This window comes from Microbulbifer halophilus (assembly GCF_026183675.1).
Lineage (GTDB): Bacteria > Pseudomonadota > Gammaproteobacteria > Pseudomonadales > Cellvibrionaceae > Microbulbifer > Microbulbifer halophilus.
In genome coordinates, this window is the sequence record NZ_JAPIVK010000012.1 from 120,171 (window position 1) to 130,198 (window position 10,028).

The following is a 10,028-nucleotide window of genomic DNA, read 5'->3' on the forward strand; positions in this document are numbered from 1 at the left end:
GGTGGACGTTCGTCGCGTCGCCCAAATACTGCCATGCGGTTGGGCGGCGCGCCGAATAAACTTTCGATTGAATGAGCGCGATTTATGAAACGGATTCTGTTGTTTGCCATATTGTCACTTTGCCTGACCGCCTGCGGCGGGGGCGAAGAGTACAAGCTGCGAAGTGCGGATGGACGCACCGTGGTTACCCTGTCGCTGAATGCCGAGCGACAACTGCGCTACCGTATCAGCCGGGACGGAAAGCCGGTGCTGGAATCCTCGCGCCTGGGCCTGAAGCTGGAAGACCGCGACCTGGGGTCCGATCTGTACGGACTTACCGCCAGTGTCGCCACGCAGGTAGCCGAAGACTATACGCTGCACCAGGGCAAACAGCGCAAAGTCGCCTACCGCACCAATCAGCGGATTTTCCAGGTGGAGAATGCGGACGAGCAGAAACTGGAAATTGTATTGCGCGTCAGCGCCGATGGCGTTGCCATCCGCTATCGGGTGCCCGGGGACCGTCGATACAAAGTGCGGGAGGAGTTGACAAGCTTCGATTTTGCCAGCGACAGCCGCGCCTGGCTGCAACCCGCGGCGGTGGCGCAGACCGGCTTCGCCAACACCAATCCTTCCTATGAGGAATACTATCGGATGGACATTCCCGTCGGCGAGGCATCTCCCTCCGAGGCCGGCTGGGTTTTCCCCGCACTCTTCCACACTGCCGGCGGCTGGGCCCTGGTCACGGAAGCGGGTATGGACGGCAGCTACCACGGGTCGCGGCTGCAGCCCGATGCGCCCGGCGGAGAATACCGTATCGGCTATCCGATGGCGCCGGAAAAAGTCACCGGCGGTGCCCTGATGGCACAGGGAGAGCTGCCGCTCGAATCGCCCTGGCGGATTATCGCCATCGGCGACCTGCCGACCATTGCGCAATCCACGCTGGTGACCGACCTGGCCGATCCGGCCGTGGCCGCGATGCCCTGGGTGAAACCGGGGCTGGCGAGCTGGAGCTGGGCGCTGCTGAAGGACGACTCGGTAAATTACGAAACCCAGAAGCGCTTTATCGACTACGCGGCGGATATGGGGTGGCCGTACACCCTGGTGGATGTGAACTGGGACCAGAACATCGGCTACGACAGAATTGCCGAGCTGGCGGACTACGCCGCCCGGAAGCACGTCCGTCTGCTGCTCTGGTACAACTCCTCCGGCGACTGGAACAAAACCGAGTTCACACCCAAGAGTGCGTTGCTCACCCGCGAACAGCGCCGCGCCGAGTTTGCGCGCCTGCAGAAAATGGGCATCGCCGGCATCAAGGTGGATTTTTTCCCCGGCGACGGCCAGTCGGTGATCGCCTACTACCGGGATATCCTTGAGGATGCAGCGGACTTCGAACTGCTGGTGAATTTCCACGGCACCACACTGCCGCGCGGACTGCATCGCACTTTCCCCAACCTGATGACCATGGAATCGGTGCGCGGATTCGAGTTCATCACCTTCGAGCAGGAGAACGCCGACTCGGCCCCCAAACATATGGCCATGCTGCCGTTTACCCGCAATGTCTTCGGCCCCATGGACTTTACGCCCACGGTGTTTTCCGAAATTCCGGGTATCGAACGCCACACCAGCAACGGCCTTGAACTGGCCCTGCCGGTACTCTTCCTGTCCGGCCTGCAGAATATTGCCGAAACCGGCGAGGGTATGGCACAGGTGCCGGGGTATGTCCGCGACTACCTGGGCGATATTCCGGTGGCCTGGGACGAGAGCCGCCTGCTCGCCGGTTACCCGGGCAAGTTCGCCGTTGTGGCGCGCCGCAGCGGCGACACCTGGCATATCGCCGGCATCAACGGCGAAGACAAGGACCGCGAACTGCAACTGGACTTGTCGTTTATAGGCCCGCGCGTGGGGGAATTGATTACCGATGGCAAAACGCCGCGTCAGTTCGCCCGCAGCGAAGTGGAAACCGGCAGTGCCGTTGCGGTGACAATTCAGGAGCGCAGTGGTTTCATCATGAAGTTCCCGGCCGCGGACCTGGCACAAAACTGAAAAGACTGTAGGGGCCGGCCCGCAGGCAATGTGCCTGCAGGTGAAAGATGTTCCGACGAGGTAAAGAAAAGATGATAAATGACTCTTTCAAACGCTGGCCCGGCATTCTCGCTGCCGGCCTGGCGCTCACCGCACTGAGCGCCTGTAAACCCGCCGAAGACTCCGCGGCCCCGGCGGCGAACGCCGAAACCCCGGCCACCGGGGCCAGAAGCAGCCAAGGTGAACTGCCGGAAGGCCTGTTCGCCAACCCGCTGTTCAGCAACGGCGCCGACCCGTGGTTGGAGTACCACGACGGCAACTACTACCTGACCACCACCACATGGACCTCCCAGTTGGTGATGCGCAAGTCGCCCACCCTGGACGGCCTGGCCACGGCGGCACCGGTCAATGTCTGGTCCGATACCGACCCCGCCCGTTGCTGTAACTTCTGGGCGTTTGAATTCCATCGCCTGGACGGTCCCAATGGCCCGCGCTGGTACCTGATGTACACCTCCGGCCAGCACGGTACCCTGGACCACCAGCACCTGTCGGTACTGGAGAGTGTCGGCGACGATCCCATGGGCCCCTATGTCTACAAGGGCTCGCCGATGCCGGACAGCTGGAATATCGACGGCTCCTATCTCGAGCACAATGGCGAACTCTACCTGCTTTGGTCCGAGTGGGTTGGCGACGAGCAGTTGAACTGGATTTCCAAAATGACCAACCCGTGGACCATCGAAGGTCCGCGGAAGGTGCTGACCCGTCCGGAAGCCGAGTGGGAAAAGAGCGGTCGCAAGGTCAATGAGGGCGCCGAGATTCTGAAAAAGGACGGCCGCACTTTCCTGATTTACTCCGCCAGCTACTGCGACACACCGGACTACAAACTGGCAATGAAGGAACTCACCGGCGACGACCCGATGAACCCCGATCACTGGACCAAATACCCCGAGCCGGTATTCCAGCGCGGCAACGGCGTCTACGGCCCGGGCCACAACGGCTTCTTCGAGTCGCCGGACGGCAGCGAAGACTGGATTGTCTACCACGGCAACTCGAAAGAGACCGACGGCTGCAGCGCAACCCGCTCGGTGCGCGCACAGAAATTCACCTGGAATGAAGACGGCACCCCGGACTTCGGCGAGCCGGTACCCGAGGGCGAACCGCAGAAGCTGCCCTCCGGTGAAAACGGCCCGCTGACCGTGCAGGTCCAGGGCGCGCAGTGGCAGCTGGTCAACGGCAGGGGCGAAGAGTGCCTGGCCGGTTCCGGTCTCGGTGCCTGCGGCGAAAGCGGCACCCGCTGGGTACTGGACAACACCGCCGACGGCGCCTACCGACTGGCGAATGTCGCCAGCGACCAGTTCCTGGGGGCGGAAAGCGAACTCGCTCCCTGGACCAATACCGAAGCGCAGCGCTGGGAGCTGAAGCAGGACGAAAACGGCTGGGTGGAACTGATCAACCGCCAGACCGATCGGCCACTCACCGCGGTCAACTGCAGCGACGAGGGCTGCGACCAGTGGCGTTTGCAGCCGGCAGAAGAAGTTGCCATCGCCAGTGTGCAGAGTGGCCGCGTGTTGCAGAGCTGCAGTGGCGACGCCATCGACCAGGGCGCCTGGAACGGCAGCGATTGCCAGCGCTGGATTGCGGAGCCGGTAGAGCAGGGCTTCGTAAACCTGCGCTCCGGCGACCGGTGCATGACCATTGCCGACAACGCGGTAGTGCCCGGCGCGCCGGCGGTAGCCGGCAGTTGCGACAGCACCAGCAGCCAGTGGCGTATGGAGCCGTTGGCCGATGGCAGTCTGCAGATTCTCAACCGCGAGAGCGGGCACAGCCTGGACCTGGCCCACTGCGGCCTGGCCGAGGGCACCGGCTTTGCCCAGGCACCCCGGGCGGATAACGATTGCCAGAAATTCCAGCTGCGCAAAATACCCGCGAGAGGTTAAGAGGCACCACCTGCAGGCATTGAGGTACAGTTATTAATTTGCAGTTTGTTGTTCGCGCCTGTTTCCAATCGGGCTTGGGTGGTTGCATCGCTGATGTATACCACCTTTTTTTTAGCAATATCTCCAATAATCAATAAAGCGAGGGAAAACATGAACACAAAACTCAAAACCTGGCTGGCGGCCACCGCCTGCTGTCTGTCACTGCCTGCAGTGGCACAGGAGGAGTCGATGACTCGCATCGAAATCGACAGCACCCGACCAGGCGCCACCATCAACCGCGATATCTACGGCCAGTTCGCCGAACATCTCGGCCGCGGCATCTACGGCGGTATCTGGGTCGGTGAGGATTCCGATATCGACAATATCCGCGGTTTCCGCACCGACGTGATCGAGGCCCTGCGGGATATCGAGGTACCGCTGGTGCGCTGGCCCGGCGGCTGCTTTGCCGACGAATACCGCTGGCGCGACGGCATCGGCCCGCGCGATGAGCGCCCGGTGCGGGTCAACACCCACTGGGGTGGCGTGGCCGAGGACAACGCCTTCGGCACCCACGAGTTTTTCGAGCTGGTGGAACTGCTTGACACCGAGGCCTATGTCAACGGCAACCTGGGTACCGGCAACCCGCGGGAAATGGCCGAGTGGCTGGAATACATGACCGGCGACAGCGAGTCCGCGGTGGTGGAGGAGCGCCGCAAAAACGGTCGCGAGGAACCCTGGGAGATCGCCTATTTCGGAATTGGCAATGAAGCCTGGGGTTGCGGCGGCCATATGCGCCCCGAATACTATTCCGACCTCTACAACCACTTCGCCACCTTCCTGAAGACTCCGCCCGGTAGCGAACCGAAGTTCGTCGCCAGCGGCGGCCACACCGACGATACCGAGTGGACCGATGTGCTGAGCCGGAATATCCAGCGCCAGATGGACGGTATCAGCTTCCACTTCTACACCCTGCCCACCGGCGAGTGGGACGACAAGGGCGAGTCCACCGGTTTCGGTGAAGACCAGTGGGCCTCCACGCTCTGGCAGACACTGCGCATGGACGAATTTATTCGCGCAAACAAGAAGGTGCTGGAGAAAAACGATCCCGAAAACGAGATCGGCTTTTACGTGGACGAGTGGGGTACCTGGTACAACCCGGAAGAGGGCAGGGAGCCCGGCTTTCTCTATCAACAGAACACCCTGCGCGATGCACTGGTGGCCGCCCTCAACTTCAATATTTTCCACCGCCACGCCGACCGGGTGCGCATGACCAATATTGCCCAGATGGTGAATGTACTGCAGGCCATGATCCTCACCGATGAGGAAAAAATGGCCCTCACGCCCACCTATCACACTTACGGCATGTACAAGGTTTTCCAGGACGCGACCTCGCTGCCGCTGGAGATTGCCAACCCGGGTAGCTACCGCAGCGGCGACAGGACAATCCCGTCCGTCAGCGCCTCCGCCGCCCGCGGCGAAGACGGCGAGCTGTACCTATCGCTGGTCAACCTGGATCCGCAGGCCGCGCAGCAGGTGACGGTCGATGTAAAAGGGATGGAGATCACCGAAGCCCGGGGCCAGCTGCTCACCGCCGACGCCATGGATGCGCACAATACCTTCGAGAATCCGGGGTCCGTCAAGCCGGCCGACTACAGCGCCAGCGCCGACAGCGGCAACCTGACCCTCGATATTCCGGCCAAGTCCGTACTGGTTGTCGGGCTCGAATGACAGAGAAACGGGGAGCGTAAATAGCCCGGCAGGGTGTGCCGTGCGCACCGATGGCGCGAGCCTTCCATCGGAATCGGCCGGTGCGCACGGCACACCCTACCTGGAACCTGGGTACCTGTTTCTGGGTTGAAAACAGCACAAAAATGTCATGATTTTATATAAAGACAATTCGCGGCCCGGGCCAAAGTCGTCAACGGACAACCAGTGCCCCGCTGCATCTGTGTTAATATCCATGCCTCCGGGCCACGCACGGAGGCAGAGCCCCCACAGATAACCCGTTTGATGGATTGGGCTTTAAGGAATGAAGCTGGCTTATATTTTCCGGGGGATATTTCTTCTCTGCCTGTTCGGCGCTGCTGACGCGGCCGCGCTGACGGTTTCGCCCGACCTGCAATCCACATCCCTGATCCCCGAGCTCCGCCTGCTGGAAGACCCGGGCGGCGAGCTGGATTTCAACCGGGTCCGTTCCCCCGCCTACCGGGATCGCCTCAAACCCTGGAATCGGGCCGCGGCCAATTTCGGCTATAGCCGCTCCGCCTATTGGGTGGCTTTCACCCTGCGCAATCCCACCGACGAATCCGTGTCGCTGCTGATCCGCCAGGATTACCCGCTGATCGACTACCTGGATTTCTGGGGGCAGGATGCGGGCGGCAACTGGCAGCGGATAGCCACCGGCGACCGCCGGCCGTTCCACAACCGTCCGCTGGCGCTGCGGGATTTCGTTTTTCCGGTGACCCTGCCGGCCCGGAGCGAGCGCACCTACTACCTGCGCTATGCCAGCCAGGGATCTCTCAATATCGGCCTGTCGGTCAGCCGCGAACACGCCTTTCTGGCGCGGCTGGGCCTGGAGCAATTGCTGCTCGGCATCTATTACGGCGGTTTCCTGGTACTGGTGCTCTACAACCTCTTCCTGTTTATCGCCGTGCGGGACAGGGCCTACATCTACTATATGGCCTATGCACTCAGCTACGGTCTCTACTTCGCCGTCATCAACGGTATCGCGTTCCAGTTTGCCTGGCCCGATAATCCGTGGCTGGCCAACTGGAGCCTGATCGTATTGGTGGCCCTGTCGTTACTGTTCGCCACCCGGTTTGCCCGCGAGGTCTGTGCCGCCGCCATACTGGCGCCGCGCACGGACCGGTTGGCGCGGGCAGTGCAGTTTGTGTTGATTCTGCTGGGAGCGATCGCACCGCTGGCCGGCTACCGGATCGTTGTCACGGCGGTTACGATGATTGCCCTGGCCGTCGGTGTGCTGTTACTGGCTATGGGCAGTATCAGCATGCTGCGCGGCTCGGTTTCGGCCCGCTATTTCATGCTCGGCTGGGCGACGCTGATTGCCAGTGTGATCATCTACGTGGTGAAAACCTTCGGCTGGCTGCCGCACAATGGTTATACCCACAATGCGTTCCAGGTGGCGGCACTGGTCGAGATGGTACTGTTGTCGCTGGCGCTCGGTGCACGGGTACGCCTGATTCGCAAACGCGGTTATATCGACCAGCTCTCCGGTCTCTACAATCGCCGCTTTTTCGAGGAACAGTTGTCGCGGGAGTTCGACCTCGCCGGGCGTTCCGGTACCCCCCTGTCGCTGCTGATGATGGACCTGGACCATTTCAAGGATATCAATGACCGCCACGGTCACCACCAGGGCGACCTGGTCATTCACGGCATCGGCCAGCTTATCCGCAACCAGGTACGCAAACCGGTAACGGCCTGCCGCTACGGTGGCGAGGAATTCGCGATACTGTTGCCGCGCACGGACCTGGCGCAGTCCCGGGTACTGGCGGAGCGGCTGGTACGCAAAGTGGCGGAACTGGAACCGAACGGTATGCCGCTCACCATCAGTGCCGGTGTGGCGGACCTGGAGAACAACGGTTTCAGTGCGCCGGTGCAGTTGCTCCAGGCCGCGGATACGGCCCTGTACCGGGCCAAGCAGGCGGGGCGCAACCGGGTGGTAACCGCCTCGCCGGAAGCCGGCGATTCGCCCGGATTCGTGCAGTCGGGCAAACGACAACTGCTCTCCCCGTGATCGTTTTCCCCTGTGGCCCAGATCTCTTTTCCCGAAAGAGTAGGGCGCCACTTGACCCACCGGCCCCCATCCCGGCGCTCTCTCCTTGACATCGTCGTTTTATCTGTGCACTTTCCGGTAGCGCTAACATATAGTGCGCAGAAAAAGCTTTTCCCCAGCATCACCGACAGGGATTTCTGGTGCCCAAAACAATAAGTCATCAAAAAAAGTGGAGAAGCGATCCGATGAGAGTTTTATATCGATCTGCCATGTTACTGGTGGGCATCCTCGCCGCCGGGCCGGTGTGGGCCTCGTATAGCTGTACCGTAACGCCCACCAATGTCTGGAACAGCGGCTACCAACTGGACGTAACCGTCACCAACGACGGCCCCGGCGACATCAGCGGCTGGGAGGTGACGCTGGATTTCGGCGAGCCCGCCGGCGTTACCAGCAGCTGGAATGCCGACGTCAGCGGCGGCGACAGCGCGACGCCGTCTTTCGCCAACTGCTGTAGCTGGAACGGCAACCTGTCGGTGGGGCAGAGTGCCAGTTTCGGTCTGCAGGGCAACCACGATGGCAGCTTCGAATTGCCGGTCTGTAGCGGCACCTCGTCGGGCGGCTCTTCATCCAGCTCCTCGTCCAGCTCCAGCAGTTCCAGCAGCAGTGCTTCCAGCGCTTCGGGTTCCTCCGGCGGCAGTGGCAGCACTTTCCTGGTCAGGGCCAGAGGCACCAGTGGCGAGGAATCGGTGACCCTGGGCATCGGCGGCACCGCGGTGCAGACCTGGACCCTGTCCACCAGCATGCAGGACTACACCGCAACCAGTGACCTGGGCGGCGAGGTCACGCTGGAATTCACCAATGACGACGGCAGCGACCGGGATGTGGAGGTGGACTTCCTGCAAGTGAACGGCGATACCCGACAGGCCGAGGACCAGAGCGTCAACACCGGCGCCTGGGGCAATGATACCTGCGGTGGCGGTTCCAACAGCCAGTGGTTGCACTGCAACGGCTATATCGGCTTCGGCTCCGTGTCTGGCGGCGGCTCCTCCTCGTCCAGCAGTTCCTCATCCGGGGGCGGCTCGTCGAGTTCGTCCAGCTCCGGCGGTTCTTCCGGCGACGAAAATTCAGGGCGCGACTGCGCCATTCCCGCCATGCCCTCCTACAGCCAGTTGCCGGATATCGCCGGCCTGCCGGATCCTTTCCGCTCGATGGACGGTACGGATATCGCCGCGCGGGATGACTGGACCTGCCGCCGCGCCGAGATCAGCGCCCAGGCCCAGCATTTCGAACTAGGCGAAAAGCCCGCGCCGGAAACCGCCAGCGTCAGCGCGTCCGGCAACGGCTCCGGTATCACCGTGAATGTATCCTCCGGCGGCGGTTCGATTTCCTTCAACGCCTCCATCAGCCTGCCCACTACGGGCCAGCCTCCCTATCCGGCGATGATCGGTGTGGGTGAATCGAATCTCGATAACGATGCGCTGCGCAATCGCGGCGTGGCAGTGATCGATTTCCCCAACAGCGAGATTGCCGAACAGGTGGATGGCGGCTCGCGCGGGCAGGGCAAGTTCTACCAGTTGTACGGCAGCAACCACTCCGCCGGTGCCATGAGCGCCTGGGCCTGGGGCGTGAGCCGGCTGATCGATGCCCTGGAGCAGACTCCCGCCACGGAGATCGACCCGGAGCGCCTGGGTGTCACCGGCTGTTCCCGCAACGGCAAGGGCGCGTTGATCGCCGGGGCCCTGGACGAGCGCATCGACCTGACCATCCCGCAGGAATCCGGCTCCGGCGGTGCCGCCGCCTGGCGGGTCTCGGACGCCCAGCAGGACGCCGGCCAGAATGTGCAGACGCTCAGCCAGATAGTGACGGAAAATGTCTGGTTCCGCGATTCCTTCTCGCAGTTCTCCAACACCGCCACGCGCCTGCCGTTCGACCACCACGAAGTCATGGGCCTGGTGGCACCGCGGGCACTGCTGGTGATCGAAAACACCGATATGGAATGGCTCGGCAACGAGAGCACCTACACCGCCTCGATGGTGGCGCGGGAGATCTGGCACGCGCTTGGCATTCCCGACCATATGGGCGTCTCCCAGGTGGGCGGTCACAGTCACTGCCAGTTCCCGTCTTCGCAGCAGCCGGAGCTGAACGATTTTGTCGACCGATTCCTGATCGGTAACGGCGCCGCCAACACCAATGTGACACGCACCGATGGCAATTTCAGTGTGGATTACGATCGCTGGGTAAACTGGGATACGCCGGCGTTGCAATAACGCGTATGCGGGGCTGTCGAAACTATTAAGGGTCTCATAATTGTATTAACAGTTGTCTAGGTTCCTTTATTAACCCGGCATTCAAATAGGCATCATGCGGCATATCGAATG

At 61.9% G+C, this 10,028-nt stretch carries 6 protein-coding genes; 5 read left to right on the forward strand and 1 reads right to left on the reverse strand.

Features of this window, described 5'->3' with window-relative positions:
- The first annotated feature begins 84 nt into the window (after nucleotides 1-84).
- Both OQE62_RS08415 and OQE62_RS08420 read left to right on the forward strand, forming a co-directional pair.
- On the forward strand, nucleotides 85-2,022 hold the full coding sequence (locus OQE62_RS08415) for a glycoside hydrolase family 97 protein (RefSeq protein WP_265721574.1): 1,938 nt from the start codon (nucleotides 85-87) through the stop codon (nucleotides 2,020-2,022).
- A 71-nt stretch (nucleotides 2,023-2,093) separates the two neighbouring features.
- Nucleotides 2,094-3,938 (forward strand): family 43 glycosylhydrolase, encoded by a 1,845-nt coding sequence (locus tag OQE62_RS08420; RefSeq protein WP_265721575.1) that lies wholly within the window; start codon nucleotides 2,094-2,096, stop codon nucleotides 3,936-3,938.
- On the opposite strand, the gene OQE62_RS08425 is transcribed toward OQE62_RS08420, so the two are convergent.
- The gene (locus tag OQE62_RS08425; protein ID WP_265721576.1) at nucleotides 3,935-4,177 is read right to left on the reverse strand and encodes a hypothetical protein; all 243 of its coding nucleotides are present in this window, start codon (nucleotides 4,175-4,177) and stop codon (nucleotides 3,935-3,937) included. The genes OQE62_RS08420 and OQE62_RS08425 overlap by 4 nt on opposite strands.
- Here OQE62_RS08425 and OQE62_RS08430 point away from each other — a divergent pair.
- From OQE62_RS08430 to OQE62_RS08440, 3 genes are all read left to right on the forward strand, one after another.
- Nucleotides 4,167-5,645 (forward strand): alpha-N-arabinofuranosidase, encoded by a 1,479-nt coding sequence (locus OQE62_RS08430; protein WP_265721577.1) that lies wholly within the window; start codon nucleotides 4,167-4,169, stop codon nucleotides 5,643-5,645. The genes OQE62_RS08425 and OQE62_RS08430 overlap by 11 nt on opposite strands.
- Before the next feature lie 301 nt (nucleotides 5,646-5,946).
- Nucleotides 5,947-7,671 (forward strand): diguanylate cyclase, encoded by a 1,725-nt coding sequence (locus OQE62_RS08435; protein WP_265721578.1) that lies wholly within the window; start codon nucleotides 5,947-5,949, stop codon nucleotides 7,669-7,671.
- Nucleotides 7,672-7,895: 224 nt separating this feature from the next.
- Nucleotides 7,896-9,917, forward strand: coding sequence for a glucuronyl esterase domain-containing protein (locus OQE62_RS08440; RefSeq protein WP_265721579.1), 2,022 nt, complete (start codon nucleotides 7,896-7,898; stop codon nucleotides 9,915-9,917).
- Nucleotides 9,918-10,028: the final 111 nt, after the last annotated feature.